The organism is Anaeromyxobacter sp. SG17, from assembly GCF_022690695.1.
Taxonomy (GTDB): Bacteria; Myxococcota; Myxococcia; order Myxococcales; family Anaeromyxobacteraceae; genus Anaeromyxobacter; species Anaeromyxobacter soli.
The window spans coordinates 1-14,214 of record NZ_JALCYX010000094.1 but is presented as its reverse complement, the minus strand read 5'-3'; the positions used below and the strand labels follow the sequence as shown (position 1 = coordinate 14,214).

The following is a 14,214-nucleotide window of genomic DNA, read 5'->3' as shown; positions in this document are numbered from 1 at the left end:
CCGCCCGCGCCGCCCGCGAGGCCCCGCGCGGCGACGAGGAGCCCGCGCGCGGTCGCGTCCGGAGCGGCGCGCGGCGCGAGCGCGGCCGCCGAGGCGGTCACCGCGCCGAGCAACACGGGCGCGAGCACGAGCCGCCCGAGGCGGCCTCCGCGCGCGCCGACGGACGCGAGCGCGACCGCCGCCACGGCGAGCGCGGGGCCGGGATGCGGGACCGCGGCCACGAGGGCCAGCGCGGCGAGCCCGAGGGCCAGGCGAAGGCGCGGATCGCGGCTCACGGCCCCCCCGCGGGCGCGAGGCCGAGGTCCGCCGCGAGATCGGGGCGGCGGCGGGCGAGGAACGCGCCCGCGGCGGCGGTGGCGGCGGCCTCGAGGGCCGCCATGGGGAGCTCGGCGGGCGCGTACGTCGCCGCTACGCCGAGGAGCGTGGTCCGGAACGCGCCGGGCGCCGAGAGCGCGAGCGCGAGCTGGAGCGAGGCGAGCGCGTAGGTCGCGACGCTCGCGGCGAGGGCGCTCGCGGCTGCAGCGAGCGCGAGAGGAAGGCGCGCGGCGCGTAGCCCGCGAAACGCGGCGTGCGCGGCGAGCGCGCCGGCGATCCCCATCGACGCGAGGTCGGCGCCGATCGCGGTCACGCCGCCGTGGCCGAGCAGGAACGCCTGGAGCACGACGGCCGCGAGCGCGGCGAGGATCGCGCGGCGGGCGCCGAGCAGGATCGCGGCGAGCCCGACGCCACACGCGTGCGCCGACGTGCCGAGCGGGAGGGGGATCTCGACGCTCGAGAGCGCGAGCACGAGCGCGGCGGCGGTCGCGATGAGCGGCCGCGCGAGCCGGTCGTCTCCGGCCCGGCGCCACGCGGCGAACGCCGCCGCCACGAACGGTGCGCAGGCGCAGAACCAGAGCACCGCCTGCGCGGGCGGCAGGACGCCGTCGGCGAGGTGCATCGCGCGCGCGGAGGCGGGCCACGCGAGCGCCGCCGCGGCGAGCGCCGGCGCGGCACGACGCGAGACGGTCCGGATGTCGGGGTCCCAGCGGGCGATCTCCGCGCCCGCGGGACGGCAGCCTTGCGGCATGGCGTCCTCGCCAGCTCGGGTAGGTCTCCTGGCTCATGGGTTCGGAGGGGAACACCTTCCCCTCTCACGCCGCTCTCGCCTTCCCCGGTCCGCTGGACCGAGTGGCTCACGAGAGCGGCTCCCCACTCACAGTGGCGGGACCGCGCCGGATTCTCACCGGCTTCCCTGTTATGCCCTCGACGGGCACCCGAGCATCTTGTCCTCGCCTCGTAGCGTCCCGCCGCCCGCGGTGTCAAGCGCCTCCGCGCATCGTCTCGCCAACGCTCAGGAACTCCCGCGCCGAGCGCGGGGGGTTATCCTCGGTCGGTGCGAGAGGTGCTGATCCTCGGGTGTGGGTACACTGGGCGTCACGTCGCCGCACGCCTGCTCGCGCACGGTGTGTCCGTCGTCGCGGCGGCTCGCGACGAAGAGACGCTCGCGTCCCTCGCGGAGCGCGGCGCGACGGTGGTTGCGTTCGACGCGGCCCGGCCCGCCTCGTGGGGAGGCGTTGCGTCCGCGGCGGCCCGGCTCACGCCCGGCTTCGCCGTGCTGCTCTCGGTGCCGCCGCTCGAGCGCCTCGGCGTGCGGGGGGACGCGACGGCGGCCCTGCTCGCCACGCTCTCGCCGCCCGGGCGCGTCGTGTACCTCTCGTCGACCTCGGTCTACGGCGGGCAGCGCGACGTCGACGCCGAGACCGCTGCGGCGCCGCGCACTCACGAGGGAGCGCTTCGGCTCGACGCCGAGCGGGGCGTCGCGCGGGGGCCGTGGTCTTCGCTGGTCCTCCGTGCCTCGGCGATCTATGGCCCCGGCCGCGGGCTGCATGCGCGCGCGGGGGCCGCGCCACGGCGCGGCGGCGATCCTGATCGCGTCGTGTCGCGCATCCACGTCGACGACCTCGCGGCGCTCTGCGAGGCCGCGCTCGCCTCCGGGCTCACGGGCGCGTACCCCGCGGCGGACTCGTCGCCGGCGAGCGCGCGCGAGGTGGCCGCGTTCTGCGCCTCGCTCGGCCTCGTCCCCCCCGCGCTGCCCGACAGGATCCCGGGACCGCACGGCGGTCGCCGTGTCGACGGACGGGCCGCGTTCGAGGCGCTCGGCGTCGCGCTCGCGTACCCGTCCTATCGCGAGGGTGTCGTCGCCTCGATCGCGGCGCCGCTCACCCCTCCGCCGCCACCACGTCGACCGCCGCCGGCACGGGGCGGTACCGCCGCGCGACCTCGCGGAACGCGAGCGCGGCGGCGAGCATGAGGCCGGCGAAGACCCAGAAGTACGCGGCCCCCTGCAGCGAGACGAGGCGCGTGAAGACGGCGGTGAGCAGGTTCCCGAGCGCGATCGCGAGGAACCAGAGCGACATGATCGTGCTCCGCATCGCCCGCGGCGCCTGCGTGTAGCTGAACTCGAGGCCGGTCACCGAGACGAGCACTTCTCCGACCGTGAGGAGCACGTACTGCGGCAGCTGCCAGAGCGCGCTCGGCGGCGCGCCGCCGCGATCGACGAAGGTCTGCACGATCGCCGCCGCGCCGAACGAGAGCGCGGTGACGAACATCCCCGCCGTCATCTTCTTGAGCGGGGTGAGCTCGAGGCCGCGCCGCTCGAGGAGGGGGAACACTCCCCACGTGAAGAGCGGGATGAGCGTCATGACGAGGAACGGGTTCGCCGCCTGGAGCTGCGCCGGCGACATCTCGAAGCCGCGGACGACGAGGTCCATCTGGCTCGCCTGGATGACCCACGACGACGCCTTCTGGTCGAAGAGCGCCCAGAAGATCGTCACCGCCGAGAACACCCCCATGATGCGGAAGACCGCCCTCGCGCCCGCGATCGCCTCCGGCGGGTGCGCGTCTCGCGCGCCCTCCAGCCAGTGCTCGCCGGCGCGGCCGGTGCCGAGGCGGCGCACGGCGCGCGCCACGACGCGCAGGAAGCCGTGCGGGTTCGGGCCGGAGGGCGGCGCCTGCACGTAGTGCTTCGTCCCCGCCCAGAAGACGAGGAGCGAGAGCGCCATCAGCACGCCCGGGACGGCGAACGCGACCGGCGCCCCGTGGCGCTTCAGCAGCCACGGGATGAGCAGGTTCGCCGAGGCCGAGCCGAGGTTGATGGACCAGTAGAACCACCCGTACACCCGCTGCATGAGCGTCTGCTGGGCCGGCCCGAACTGATCGCCGACGAACGCCGAGACGCACGGCTTGATGCCGCCCGCGCCGAGCGCGATGAGCGAGAGGCCGGCGAGGAGGCCCGCGGGCGTCTCCCAGACGGCGAGCACCGCGTGCCCGGCCACGTAGCCGAGCGAGATCCAGAGGATCGTGCGGTAGCGCCCCCAGAACCGGTCGGCGATCCACCCGCCGACGAGCGGCGTGAGGTAGTTCGCCATCACGAAGTAGTGGAAGTAGGCCTTCGCGTCCTGCTGCGCGAGCAGCAGGTACTGGATCATGTAGAGCGTCAGGATCGAGCGCATCCCGTAGAACGAGAAGCGCTCGCAGAGCTCGTTGCCGACGATGTACTTGACCTGGGGCGGATAGCGCTCGGCGTGGGCCATGTCCGTCTCGGGCTCCGGGATCAGGCGGCGACCCCGGACGCCGCGCCGCGCCGCGCCGGCGCGGCCGGGTACCACCAGGCGACGAGCGCGAAGACCACCGCGGCGCCCAGCATGAGGACCGCGAAGAACGCGTAGTAGGCCACGCCCTGGAAGCGGTTCACCCAGGCGACGACCGCCGTGAGGATCGAGCCCGAGGCGATGGTGAGGTACCACAGGCCCATCACCACGCTCTTCAGCCGCTTCGGCGACTCCGCGTAGGCGAACTCGAGCGCGGTGACCGACACGAGCACCTCGCCGATGGTGAGGAACAGGTACTGGGGCACCTGCCAGACGACGTGCGGCGGCGCCCCGGCCTCGCCGAGGCGCGCCTCGACGAGCGCCGCGGCCACGAACGAGAGCACCGTGACGAACATCCCCACCGTCATCTTGCGCAGCGCCGTCACGCGCACCCCGCGCCGCTCGAGCGCCGGATAGACGAACACCGCGAACACCGGGATGAGCGTGAGGACGAAGGCGGCGTCGAGCGTCTGCACCTGGCCGGAGGCGACGTGGAAGCCGAGCACGTCGCGCCGCATGCGGTCGGCCTGCAGCGTCCACGACGAGCCGTACTGGAAGAAGAGCGCCCAGAACGCCGCCACCGGCGCGAAGATCGCCATGATGCGCAGGAGCGCCGCGCGGGCCGGCGCCTCGGCCGCCTCGCCCGGCGCGGGCGGCGGCGCGCTGCGCAGCGGCGGCGCGTGCACGTACTTGCCGCGACCGAGCCAGAACACGAGGAGCGCGGCCGCCATGGCGAGGCCCGGCACGCCGAACGCGACGCGCGGGCTCACGCGGTCGAGCAGCAGCGGGATGACGAGCGTCCCGACCGTCGAGCCGAGGTTGATCATCCAGTAGTAGAGGTCGTACAGGCGCGCGAGGAGCCCCTCCTGGCCGGGCGGGATCTGGTCGCCCGCGAACGCGGAGGCGCACGGCTTGATGCCGCCCGCGCCGATGGCGATGAGGCCGAGGCCCACCACGAGGCCGGTGCCGCTCTCCCACACCGCGAGCGTCGCGTGGCCGGCGACGTAGCCGAACGAGAGCCACAGGATCGTGCGGTAGCGGCCGAGCACCCAGTCGGCGAGGAGCGCCCCCGCGAGCGGCATCAGGTACACGGCCGCGGTGAACACCTGGAAGCCGGCGATGGCGCGGTGCTCGGGGAGCCCGAGGTTCCTCGCCATGTAGAGGGCGAGGACGGAGGTCATGCCGTAGTAGGAGAACCGCTCGGCAGCCTCGTTCCAGGCGAGGAACTTGATCGACGGCGGGAACCGATCCCGGGGGGTCGCGCTCATTCGAGGCGTGACTCTGCCACGGGAGGGGGCCCGAGGCGAGGCTGCGCGGGGGACGTCGGCCGGTTAGACCGTGACGCCATGACCCGACTCTCTCCCGCCGACGCGCACGCCCTCGTCTCGCAGGGCGGGCACGACCTCGTCGACGTGCGCGAGCCGCACGAGTGGTCCCGCGGCCGGATCCCCGGCGCGCGCCACGTCCCGCTCCGCGTCCTCGCCCTCGCGCCGAACGCGCACCTCGTCGACGGGCGGCCGGTCGTCTTCATCTGCGCGCACGGCGCCCGCAGCCTCACCGCCGCCGCCCTCGCCGAGCGGGCGGGCGCGCCAAGGGCGGCGAGCGTGGACGGAGGCACAGTCCGCTGGGCGCGCGAGGGGCTGCCGTTCGAGGGCACGCCCTGACGGCGGCGCGGCGCGGCGCGTCGGCCGCGCGGCACGCGCCGCCGCTCAGCGCCGCAGCGCGGACAGCGCGAGCGCGATCCAGCCCGCGATGAAGGCCACCCCGCCGAACGGCGTCACCGCCCCGAGCGCGCGCACCCCGGTGAGCGCGAGCGCGTAGAGGCTGCCGGAGAAGAGCAGCGTCCCGAGCGCGAAGAGCCACCCGGCCCACGCCGGCGCCGCCCCGCCGAGGCGCGCCGCCGCCCAGCCGGCCGCGATGAGGCCGAGCGCGTGGTACATCTCGTAGCGCGCGCCGGTCTCGAAGATTGCGAGGAGGTCCGGCGAGAGCCGCGTCTTGAGGGCGTGCGCGCCGAACGCGCCGGCCGCGACGGAGATCGCGGCGGAGATCGCGCCGAGCGCGAGGAAGGTCCGTTCCATGGCGGGCGAGGATAGCCGACGCCGCCCGCGCGCGGACGTCCCGCCCAAGCCTTGCGCGAGCGCCCCTCCCGGCGCAGGTCTCCCGGGCATGGACTTCACGACGAAGCGCTGCGTCCCCTGCGAGGGCGGCATCCCCAAGATGACCCCGGGCGAGGTCGAGGAGGGGCTCCGCTCGCTCGACGGCTGGGACGCGCGGCTGGACGCGACGCAGCTCCACAAGCACTACCGGTTCAAGGACTTCCGCCACGCGATCGCCTTCGTGAACGCGATGGCCGAGCTCGCCGAGGACGAGGGCCACCACCCCGACTTCTCCGTCCACTACAGCGCGGTGGACGTGACGCTCTGGACGCACGCCATCGGCGGGCTGTCCGAGAACGACTTCATCCTCGCGGCGAAGCTCGATCGACTCCCCGCCTCGCGCGCGTGAGGCGAGCGCGCGCTGAATAGAAGGAAGGGAGGGGCCGTCTCTCCGGTGGAAGGGGTAACACGACACCGGAGGAAGCCATGACGTCCCTGTCCCTGAGGAAGCTCGCCCTCGCCGTCGCCCTCGCCGCCGCGCTGCCGTCCGCTGCGCTCGCCAAGCCCTGCGACGAGGACCGCCTTCCGCCGCCCCGCCCCGCGCCGGCCGACTGGGGTCGCGACGGGCGCCACGACTGGGGCCGGGACGGGCGCTGGGAGTCGCCGCGGGAGCGCGAGGCGCGCGAGATCCGCCGCGAGCTGCGCGAGCTCGAGGACACCCGCGCCGACTTCTACGCGCGCTACGCGGGCCGCCCGGGCAAGGTCCGCAGGTTCGAGCGGTGGTACGCGTCGCGCCGCGCGGAGCTCGAGGCGCGCTGGGACGCGCTCCGCGCCTACGCCTGGCGCTGACCTCCTCACGCTCGCCCGTCGTCCGCGGCCCGTGCGCTCGAGTGCGCGCGGGCCGCGCCGTCTCCGGGGCCCGGGCGCCGCGGCGACGCCGCGCTGGCGACGACGGCCGCGCGGGGTTAGAGAACCCCCCCGTGAGCCGCGCTCTCTCCCTCTCGATCTTCGTCGTCGTGAGCCTCGCCGTCCTCGGCGGCATGCACACGTACCTGTGGATCCGCCTGGTTCGCGACACCGCGATGGCCGACCCGTGGCGCCGCGTCGCGACCGTGTCGCTCGTCGTGCTCTCGTTCGCGATGCCGCTCGGCCTCGTCGCCCTCCGCGCCGCGCCCCGCCCGCTCGCGCGCATCGTCCCGGCCGTCGCCTTCGGCTGGCTCGGCCTCGCCTTCATGCTCTTCTGCGCGCTCGTCGCGATCGACGCCGTCCGCGCCGCGCTGCACGGCAGCGAGCTCCTCGCAGACTGGCTCCGCCGGCGCCCCGACCCGCCCGCGGATCCCGCCCGCCGGCTGTTCGTGGCGCGCGCGATCGCCGGCGGGGCCGCCCTCGCCACCGGCGGCGCGGCGGCGCTCGCCTTCCGCGCCGCGACCGGCCCGGCCGAGATCTCCGAGGTGCCGGTGCGGCTCGAGCGGCTCCCGCCCACGCTCTCCGGCCTCACCATCGCGCAGCTCACCGATCTCCACGTCGGGCCCACCATCGGCGAGCGCGACGTGCGCCGCGCGGTGGACCAGACGAACGCCCTCCGTCCCGACGTCATCGCCATCACCGGCGACCTCGTGGACGGCAGCGTGCGCGACCTCGGGCGCGCCATCTCCCACCTCGGGCGACTGCGCGCGCGCTACGGCGTCTACTTCGTCACGGGCAACCACGAGTACTACTCGGGCGTCGAGGAGTGGCTCGAGGAGCTTCCCCGGCTCGGCGTCCGCGTGCTCCGCAACGAGCGCGTGACCGTCGGCGACGCCGGTGCGTCGATCGACCTCGCCGGCGTCGACGACTGGAGCGCGGCGCGGATGAACGGCGGGCACGAGAACGACCTCCGCCGCGCCCTCGCCGGCCGCGACCCCGAGCGCGGCCTCGTCCTGCTCGCGCACCAGCCGCGCGGCGTCGCCGAGGCGGTGCAGGCGGGGGTGGAGCTCCAGCTCTCCGGCCACACCCACGGCGGGCAGATCGTCCCGTTCAACCTGCTCGTCGCGGCGGCGCAGCCCTACGTGAAGGGGCTGCACCGGCACGCCGAAGGCGACCGTGCCGGCCAGATCTTCGTCTCGCGCGGCACCGGCTACTGGGGCCCTCCGCTGCGGCTCGGCTCCCCGCCCGAGATCGCGCGCATCGTGCTCACGACCTAGCCCGCCGCGCTCCCGCGCGGGGCCCGCTGCGTTGCTCGGGACGTCACCCCGCGTGACGGACGGGCGTCCAGCCGGCCGCAGGCGCGCCCTCCGCCCGGTCCGCGCCGTGCGCGCGCGCCCGGGCCCGCAAGGGCCGTCTCTCCCGCCCCGGCCGCGGTCTAACCTCGGGCGCGTCAGCCCGGAGGATCCCTCGAATGCGCTTCCGCTCCGTCGCCGTGATCGTCCTCGTGTTCGGCGCCGCCGCCCTGGTGAGCGTCTTCGTCGTCCGCCGGATCGCGTTCCACCCCGCCCGGCAGGTGCCGGCCACGGTGAGCGCCGCGGCGCCCGTGCCCGAGGTGACGCCGCCCGCCGAGCCCCCCGCCACCGCGGCCGACGGGCAGCTCGAGCTCCTCGCGACCTCGGGCGAGGCGCCGCTCGCGGGCGCGGAGGTCCGCCTCTACCTCGCGCTGCCGCCTGGGCCGGGCACGCTCGCGCCCGCGTGGCGCCGCGCCGGCGTGGCGCGCACCGACGGAACCGGGGTCGCCCGGCTCCCCGCGCGCCCGGGCAGCTACCTCGTGGCGGTGCGCGCCGCGGGCCTCGGGACCGCGCACGCGGAGGTCGTCCGCCCGCGCGGCGAGGACCTGACGCACGCGGAGGTCGCGCTCGAGCAGCCGGTCTCGCTGGAGGTGCGCGTCGCCTCGCGCCCGGAGGGCCGGCCGGTCGCTGCGCGCGTGGTCGCGTTCCCGGCTGCCGCAGGCCCGCTGCGGTTCGGCCCGCCGTCGGCGCCGGTGGAGGAGCAGGTCACGGCGACCGCGGACGCGTCCGGCGTCGCCCGGCTCGCGGGGCTCGCACCCGCGAGCTACGCCGTCGCCGCCGAGGCGGCGGACCTCCACCCGGCCCTCCTCAGGCGCGTCGCGGTGCCGCGCACAGGCGCGCTCGCCATCGCGCTCGAGCCGCTCGGCCGGATCGAGGGCGTCGTCCACGACGCGAGCGGCCGGCCCTCCGCGCGCGCGACCGTGCGCGGCGCCTCCCGCGATCACTCCGGCGAGGCCATCTCCGACGCGAGCGGGCGCTTCACCCTCGCCGTGCCCGCCGGGAGCTACCGGCTCTCCGCGGTCGAGGGCGAGCGCGCCGGCGGGGTCGGCCCGGTCTCCGTGCAGGCCGGCGCGACGACCGGCGGAGTCGAGCTCGTGCTGGGGCCTCCGGCCGCGCTCGCGGGCGAGGTGGTCGAGGAGGGCTCCGGCCGCCCGGTGCCGGGCGCCGAGGTGGCGCTCTCGCCGCACGAGACCGGCGCGCTCGCCGCGCGCGTGCTCGCGGGCGCCGACGGCCGCTACCGCATCCCCGCGCTCGCCCCCGGGCAGTACGACCTGCGCGCCGCCGCGGCCGGCAGGAGCCCCGCGCTCCAGCGCGGCGTGACGCTGGAGGCGGGCGCGACGTTCCCGCTCCGCGTCCCGCTCGCGGGCACGGGCGCCATCGAGGGCGCGGTCGGCGACGCGCGCGGGCGGCCGCTCGCCGGAGCGCGCGTGCGCGTCGAGGCGCGCGGCGACGGGCTCGAGGGCGCGCTCGCGCTCGAGGCGCGCAGCGACTTCGACGGGCGCTACCGGATCGAGGGCGTGGAGGTCGGCCGGGCGGAGCTCGTCGCGCGGCAGGAGGGCGTCGACCTCGGCGCCTCGCGCGCGGTGCGCGTGGCGCCGGGCGGCACCGCGCGCGCGGACTTCGAGCTGCCCGACGCCGGGGTGCTCGTCGGCCACGTGAGCGAGGCGGGACGCCCCGCGCCGGCGGGCACCGCCGTCGTCGCCGTCCCGATGAAGGCGGGGCTCGGCACCCCGCAGGCGGCGCGCGCGATCGCGGACGCGAGCGGGGGCTACCGCCTCGCGCTCCCCGCCGGCGAGTACCGGGTCCACGCGGCGCCCGCCGACGCGGAGCGCACCGACCTGCGCGTCGCGCCGGCGTTCGCCCGCGTCGAGCCGGGCAGGACCGCGCGCCTCGACGTCGCCGCCGCGCGGGCCTCCGCCGAGGCGGGGCTCGAGGTCGCGGTCCTCGAGCCGGGCGGCGCGCCGTCGCCCGGCGCGGTGGTGACGCTCTCGCGCGCGGGCGACGAGCGGATCGCGCTCGCGACGAGCGCAGGCGAGGACGGGCGCGTCGTGCTCGCGCAGGAGATGGGGCTCGCGGGGGCGAACGTGACGGTGCGCGCGCGCAGCGGCGGCCGGAGCGGCGCGTGGACCGGCACGCTCCCGGCGGCCGGCTCGGTCGTGCTTCGGCTCGAGCGCGGCGGCGCGGTCGAGGGGGTGGTGCGGGCGGCGGGTGCGGCGCCGCGGAGCCTCGTCGTGGAGGTGGCCTCGCAGCCCTCCGCGAACGCGTGGCGGACGACCGACGTGCACCGCTTCGCGGGCGCCCGCTTCGAGCTCGGCGATCTGCCCACCGGCCCGGTGCGCCTCACCGTGCGCGCGGACGACGGGCGGCGCGGCGCGGCCGAGCTCTCCATCGCGTCGGGCGAGACGCGCAAGGTCGAGATCGCGCTCGGGCGCGACGGGCGCTGACGGCGTCGTCCGAGCCCGTCGCGGGACGCGCCGCTCGGCCGGCGCCGCTCACCCGCCGAGCGCCGCCACGATCTCCGGCAGCCGCTCGCAGGCGCTGCCGCGCGCGAAGAAGCCGCGCTGCGACCTCTCGGCGAGCGCCGCGAACGGGTTCTCCTCGGGGTTCACGTCGACGAGCGCCGCGCCGCGCTGGAACACGAGCCGGCCGATCTGCATCGGCAGGTTGGTCGCGCCGCTCGTCCCGACGACGAGCAGGAGGTCCGCCGCCTCCGTCGCGCGGAGCGCGCTGTCCATCCGGTAGTTCGGCTCGTCGTAGTACTCGTCGAACCAGAGCACGTGCGGACGGAGCCACCCGCCGCAGGCCGGGCAGGCGAGGCGCGCCCGGTCCTCCGCGCTGAGCGGCTCGTCCTTCGCGCGGGGCGGGAACGCCGGCAGCTCCAGGCGTCCCACGCCGCACTCCGCGACGCAGCGGACGTAGGCCACGTCGCCGTGGATGCAGAGGACCCGGTCGGATCCCGCGCGCCGGTGGAGCCCGTCGATGTTCTGGGTCACGAGGGTGAAGCGATCGCCGAGCGCGCGCTCGAGCGCCACGAGCGCGGCGTGGCCGGCGTTCGGCTGGGCGTGCCGGCAGAGGCCGAAGCGGTACAGGTACCAGCGCCACACCTCCTCCGGCGAGCGCTCGAACATCTCGTGGGTGGCCATCTCCTGCGGCATGTAGTTCTGCGAGCCGACCACCCAGTACCCCTCCGCTCCGCGGAAGGTCGGGATGCCGCTCTCCGCCGAGATGCCGGCGCCGGTGAGGACCACCACCCGCCCCTCCGCCTCCCGCACGGCGTCGAGGATCGCCTTGAGCTTCGGTTCCATTCCATCTCCACGGGGGCCGTCGCCCCGCCCGCTCGACCGTCGACCCCGGGCCGCCGCGCCTCACCCAGCGTGCTGGCGCGCCCGCGCGCGCCCGTTATAACGTTCGCACGTGTCGACCGCCGTGACCCAGGGAATCCGCGTCGAGGTGCAGGGCACCTACCGCCCCGATCGCTCGGAGGCGGGGCGCTGGCTCTTCACGTACACCGTCCGCGTCGCGAACCGGGGGAGCGAGCCGGCGCAGCTCGTCTCGCGCCGCTGGGTCATCACCGACGCGAACGGCGAGCGCGAGGAGGTCGTCGGCGAGGGGGTCATCGGCCAGCAGCCGCACCTCGAGCCGGGCGAGGAGTTCGAGTACACGAGCTTCTGCGTGCTCGAGACGCCGCACGGCTCGATGCGCGGCAGCTACCGGATGCAGCGCCCGGACGGGACGAGCTTCGAGGCGCGCATCGCGCCGTTCCCGCTCGTGGTGCCCGGTCGCCTGAACTGATCGAACGGAGGCTGCGCCCCTCGCCTCCCGCGCCGGCGCGCCTGCGTCCTGCTCGCGCCGGCTACTGCCCCGCGCGCGTGGCGATCGCGAGCCGCGTCAGCCCTTCCTGGCGCGCCAGCTCCATCACCGCCACGACCCGGCCGTGCTGCACGCCCTCGTCGGCCTGGAACAGCACCACGGTCTCCGGGCTCCGCTCGCGCGCCGCGGCGAACGACTGCCGCAGCGCGGCGTCGTCCTGCACCTTCCCCCCGACGACCACGCGGCCGTCGGCGAGCACCGCGACGGTGAGGTCGCGCGCGACCGCCGTGGTCTCGCCCTTGCCGCCCTTCGGCAGGTTCACCTTGAACCCGCCCTCGTCCCGTCCCGCCTCCGCGATGGCCGTGGTGGTCACCATGAAGATGATGAGCAGCACGAGGAAGATGTCGGTGAGCGGCGTGATGTTGATGTCGGCGAAGATCCCGCCGGCCGTCTCGAGATCGTCGCCGTTGCCGTTCTGCGGCCCGCCGATGGCCATCGTCAGGCCTCCCGCGCCGGCCGCGGCTCGGCCGCCGGGCGCGCCGCCGCGGCGGGCAGCGCGTCGTGGAGCGTCTCGAGGAACTCCTCGACCAGGAGCTTCAGCTGCAGGGCGAGCTTCTGCACGTGCACGTTCAGGAAGTTGTAGATGACCACCGCCTCGATGGCGACCGCGATGCCTCCCGCCGTCGCGACGAGCGCCTCGGAGATGCCCGAGGCGACCACGGTGAAGCCGCCCTGCCCGGTGGCGGCCATGTGCCGGAACGCCTGCATGATGCCGACGACCGTGCCGAAGAGGCCGATGAACGGCGCGATGGCGCCGACCGTGCCGAGGACCCAGACGTTGCGGCGGAGGCGCAGGTTCACCTGCTGGCGCTCGCGCTCGACCGCCGCGTCGATCTTGTCCTCGTCGGGAGCGCCGCCGCGCGGGCCGCGGCGGCCGGCGGCCGCGAGGCCGGCGAGGAACACGTCGGCGGCGGGAGACGGGGAGCGCTCGCACTCCGCCCGCGCCTCGTCCAGATCGCCGCGGAGCAGCGCGCGGAGGACCGCGTCGGCGACCGTGCGGGCGTTCGCGGCGAAGCCCCACAGCGCGATGGCGCGCTCGATGGCGACGGCGAGCGCCAGCACCGAGCAGGCCCCGATGATCCACATCGACCAGCTGCTCTTCAGGACTCCAAGGAAGCTCGTGTCCAAAGGGGTCTCCCGTGCGAGGAGACGGGAGTCTAATCGGGACCGGACTTCCGTGGGGCGCCAGGGAGCAGATCGAGGGCTCGCCCCCTCCCGGCTACCGGGCGGGTGGCGGCGCGGGCGCGGCGGGCGCCCTCTCCTCCGACGGGGCCGGCGTGCCGTCGCGGAAGAGGTTCGGCGGCACCGGCCCGGCCGCGCGATCGAGCTCGACGACGCGCGCCCCGCGCGGCGGATCGAGCGAGAACCGCACGCCGTCGAGCTTGCCGTTCACCTCGATCTCGTCGGCCCAGCGCAGGTCGAGCCGCACGCGCGGGTCGTCGGAGCGGAGCCGCACCTCGCCGGGGAAGCGGCCACCTTTGAGCGGCCGGAAGCCGTCGAAGTCGACCGAGTAGGCGGGGGCGGTGCCCGGCGGGACCGCCACGATGCTCGCGCGCTCGACCGCGGCCTCCTCCCCGATGCGGACGTCCTGGGCGCGCCCGTTCCCCTCGAGCGAGAGCACGAGCGCGCCGTCGCGGACCTCGACGTCCACCGGCGTCTCGAGGAGCGGCGCCGAGCCGCACAGCAAGGTGACGAGGTCCTCGGCCGGGAGCGGCAGGGGGACGAGCCGGGAGAGGTTCTCCGGCGTCGCCTCGCCCCGGTAGAACACCCGCTCCTTCGCGTCGTAGAGCTGGAAGCGTCCGCCCTCCGCGACGAGCACGGCTCCCACGTTGCCGAAGAAGTCGAGCACCTCGACGTGCAGCCGGTCGGGCTTCTCGGCGGCGATGAACTCGCGCACCGACACCCAGCTACGCATGCCCTTCGCCTCCACCTTCACGCGCGCCTCGCCGGAGACGCGCTGCACCTGCGCCTGCGCCGCGCGCACCTGCGCGAGGAGCGGCCCGGGATCGCGGGAGAGGTCCGGCGGCGGCTGGCGCGGGTGGCAGGCGACGAGCGCGAGCGCGGCGAGGAGCGCCGCTGCGCCGCGCGATCGTCGGAGGGGGACTGCGGGCATTCTCGTCTCCGGGAGGCGGGCTAGAAGAGGCGCGCCCTGCGCTCGCGCAGCTCGGCCGCGCGGCGCTGCGCGATGGCGTTCTCGGGCGCGCGGCCGGGATCGCGGGCGGGGTCCGAGCCGACGACCTCGGCGAGGAGCTTGTCGAAGAGCGCCGCGTCCTGCACGAGCACAGCGTAGGTCTCGGCCTCCGCGACGCGGCCGAGGAGGTCGTCCGGCGCGAGCTGGCGCGCCCGCTCGAAGTGGGCGCG

The 14,214-nt window shown here is 76.1% G+C and carries 17 protein-coding genes and 1 riboswitch; of the genes, 7 read left to right on the top strand and 10 right to left on the bottom strand.

Annotation, left to right across the window (positions count from 1 at the left end):
* Both MNY60_RS21375 and MNY60_RS21370 read right to left on the bottom strand, forming a co-directional pair.
* Nucleotides 1-275 (bottom strand): hypothetical protein (locus MNY60_RS21375; RefSeq protein ID WP_374109412.1); only part of this gene is annotated, 275 nt, incomplete at its 3' end.
* Nucleotides 272-1,066: an energy-coupling factor ABC transporter permease gene (locus tag MNY60_RS21370; protein WP_242361812.1), complete on the bottom strand. Its 795-nt coding sequence runs from the start codon at nucleotides 1,064-1,066 to the stop codon at nucleotides 272-274. The genes MNY60_RS21370 and MNY60_RS21375, both read right to left, overlap by 4 nt.
* Nucleotides 1,067-1,272: riboswitch (cobalamin riboswitch) on the bottom strand.
* 100 nt (nucleotides 1,273-1,372) lie between these two features.
* Between MNY60_RS21370 and MNY60_RS21365 the strand changes: the two genes are divergently transcribed.
* A complete protein-coding gene (locus tag MNY60_RS21365; RefSeq protein ID WP_242341236.1) occupies nucleotides 1,373-2,290 on the top strand; it encodes an NAD-dependent epimerase/dehydratase family protein in 918 nt (305 codons plus the stop codon).
* Here MNY60_RS21365 and MNY60_RS21360 read toward each other — a convergent pair.
* A complete protein-coding gene (locus tag MNY60_RS21360; protein WP_242341237.1) occupies nucleotides 2,199-3,572 on the bottom strand; it encodes a POT family MFS transporter in 1,374 nt (457 codons plus the stop codon). The two genes, MNY60_RS21365 and MNY60_RS21360, sit on opposite strands and share 92 nt — an antisense overlap.
* A gap of 20 nt (nucleotides 3,573-3,592) precedes the next feature.
* A complete protein-coding gene (locus MNY60_RS21355) occupies nucleotides 3,593-4,897 on the bottom strand; it encodes a POT family MFS transporter (protein WP_242341238.1) in 1,305 nt (434 codons plus the stop codon).
* 78 nt (nucleotides 4,898-4,975) lie between these two features.
* Between MNY60_RS21355 and MNY60_RS21350 the strand changes: the two genes are divergently transcribed.
* Nucleotides 4,976-5,293 (top strand): rhodanese-like domain-containing protein, encoded by a 318-nt coding sequence (locus MNY60_RS21350; RefSeq protein WP_242341239.1) that lies wholly within the window; start codon nucleotides 4,976-4,978, stop codon nucleotides 5,291-5,293.
* A 45-nt stretch (nucleotides 5,294-5,338) separates the two neighbouring features.
* On the opposite strand, the gene MNY60_RS21345 is transcribed toward MNY60_RS21350, so the two are convergent.
* Complete coding sequence (locus MNY60_RS21345) at nucleotides 5,339-5,707, bottom strand: DUF423 domain-containing protein (RefSeq protein WP_242341240.1); 369 nt, start codon at nucleotides 5,705-5,707, stop codon at nucleotides 5,339-5,341.
* 88 nt (nucleotides 5,708-5,795) lie between these two features.
* Between MNY60_RS21345 and MNY60_RS21340 the strand changes: the two genes are divergently transcribed.
* The 4 genes from MNY60_RS21340 (at nucleotide 5,796) to MNY60_RS21325 (ending at nucleotide 10,427) form a co-directional block, all read left to right on the top strand.
* A complete protein-coding gene (locus MNY60_RS21340) occupies nucleotides 5,796-6,134 on the top strand; it encodes a 4a-hydroxytetrahydrobiopterin dehydratase (RefSeq protein WP_242341241.1) in 339 nt (112 codons plus the stop codon).
* A gap of 77 nt (nucleotides 6,135-6,211) precedes the next feature.
* The gene (locus tag MNY60_RS21335) at nucleotides 6,212-6,574 is read left to right on the top strand and encodes a hypothetical protein (protein WP_242341242.1); all 363 of its coding nucleotides are present in this window, start codon (nucleotides 6,212-6,214) and stop codon (nucleotides 6,572-6,574) included.
* A gap of 131 nt (nucleotides 6,575-6,705) precedes the next feature.
* Nucleotides 6,706-7,908, top strand: coding sequence for a metallophosphoesterase (locus tag MNY60_RS21330; RefSeq protein ID WP_242341243.1), 1,203 nt, complete (start codon nucleotides 6,706-6,708; stop codon nucleotides 7,906-7,908).
* A 194-nt stretch (nucleotides 7,909-8,102) separates the two neighbouring features.
* On the top strand, nucleotides 8,103-10,427 hold the full coding sequence (locus MNY60_RS21325) for a carboxypeptidase-like regulatory domain-containing protein (RefSeq protein WP_242356597.1): 2,325 nt from the start codon (nucleotides 8,103-8,105) through the stop codon (nucleotides 10,425-10,427).
* A gap of 48 nt (nucleotides 10,428-10,475) precedes the next feature.
* Here MNY60_RS21325 and MNY60_RS21320 read toward each other — a convergent pair whose 3' ends face one another.
* Entirely contained in the window at nucleotides 10,476-11,288 is an 813-nt protein-coding gene (locus MNY60_RS21320) for a Sir2 family NAD-dependent protein deacetylase (RefSeq protein WP_242341505.1), read from the bottom strand.
* A gap of 109 nt (nucleotides 11,289-11,397) precedes the next feature.
* Between MNY60_RS21320 and apaG the strand changes: the two genes are divergently transcribed.
* Nucleotides 11,398-11,775 (top strand): Co2+/Mg2+ efflux protein ApaG, encoded by a 378-nt coding sequence (gene apaG / locus MNY60_RS21315; RefSeq protein ID WP_242341504.1) that lies wholly within the window; start codon nucleotides 11,398-11,400, stop codon nucleotides 11,773-11,775.
* Nucleotides 11,776-11,836: 61 nt separating this feature from the next.
* On the opposite strand, the gene MNY60_RS21310 is transcribed toward apaG, so the two are convergent.
* From MNY60_RS21310 to MNY60_RS21295, 4 genes are all read right to left on the bottom strand, one after another.
* A complete protein-coding gene (locus MNY60_RS21310; protein WP_242341503.1) occupies nucleotides 11,837-12,289 on the bottom strand; it encodes a biopolymer transporter ExbD in 453 nt (150 codons plus the stop codon).
* Nucleotides 12,290-12,291: 2 nt separating this feature from the next.
* Entirely contained in the window at nucleotides 12,292-12,939 is a 648-nt protein-coding gene (locus MNY60_RS21305) for a MotA/TolQ/ExbB proton channel family protein (protein WP_242361810.1), read from the bottom strand.
* Nucleotides 12,940-13,072: 133 nt separating this feature from the next.
* The gene (locus MNY60_RS21300; protein WP_242361809.1) at nucleotides 13,073-13,966 is read right to left on the bottom strand and encodes a DUF4292 domain-containing protein; all 894 of its coding nucleotides are present in this window, start codon (nucleotides 13,964-13,966) and stop codon (nucleotides 13,073-13,075) included.
* Between the two features lie 20 nt (nucleotides 13,967-13,986).
* Nucleotides 13,987-14,214: TRAP transporter TatT component family protein (locus MNY60_RS21295; protein WP_242361807.1), on the bottom strand; the 228-nt coding region annotated here is incomplete at its 5' end.